Raw genomic sequence first — 1,006 nt, 5'->3', positions numbered from 1 at the left:
CTTCCAGATATTCGAGGCGTTGTTCGATGCTGCTCATGATGTATCCTTGAGTTAAATAAAATAGTGATTATATAGCGAATTAATATTAAAATGTGACGCTTGCGCCGGCTTGCCGGATATGTCCAACCATTGGCCGTATTTCAAGTAATTTTAGGTTTGAAATACGGTTCACAATAAAAATGAAAAAACGAGATTATGGAAAACAACCGTCTTGACCCCACAGCCCTCGAGGAAGAAGACCTGAATTGGGAAAAACGCCTGGAAAGATTGCGTCAGGCACGACAATTCAATACTGAGCCGACTCATGCGCCATTGGTCAAAAAATCGGACGACGCTGTCGATGTTGCGCCCAAAACCGCGCCTAAAAAAGAATATAAACTGGATGCTGACAATCGTGAAAAAGTATTGGAAGAGTATTTGTACCGCTGGCAGTTGGAACACAATACTGCCCTTGCCGACGAGGGCGAGGCAGTGGAAACCGATGCAATGGTGGTTTTGCAGGATAACTGGTTGAGCGCGCAATCGGCATTGCAGGCTGCGGCTTCAGAGCGTCATATCGAATCAACGCGCACCGTCAGACTGAATCCGAAATCAGGTGCCGTAGATTTTGATGCGCCTGAAGTGGAAGAAACTGAAAAACCGGAAAATGATGATGCGGAAGTGGCTGAAGAGGCGGTTTCAGACGGCCTTGAAAAAGAACCGGCCATTAATGTCCATATCAATGTATTGAACCCGCAAGCGATTGGCCGTCGGGAGGTATTCTGCGTTTCTGAAAAAGATTTGACCGAGCGTCTGATTAAGCGTTTACGCCCCCATGTGGCCGATGCGGTCAATGGCATGATTCGGATTGCCGTGCAAAAACAAATGGCCTTGTTCACTTACCAGTTGCAGCAAATGCTGAACGAGCAGGCTCCGGGCTTGGTGGAAGATGTGTTGGAACACAACGTCAAACGTATTTTGGACGATATGAAGACCGAAATGAAATACCGCCGTTGAGTATCTGGGC

At 47.0% G+C, this 1,006-nt stretch carries 1 protein-coding gene; it reads left to right on the top strand.

The features are described 5' to 3' along the window. Positions 1 to 195 precede the first annotated feature (195 nt). Positions 196 to 996, top strand: coding sequence for a hypothetical protein (locus ACTHUM_RS15195; RefSeq protein WP_070461636.1), 801 nt, complete (start codon positions 196 to 198; stop codon positions 994 to 996). Positions 997 to 1,006 lie beyond the last annotated feature (10 nt).

The sequence above is a fragment of the Neisseria sp. P0021.S006 genome (genome assembly GCF_051956895.1).
This window is presented reverse-complemented; position numbering and strand designations above follow the sequence as displayed.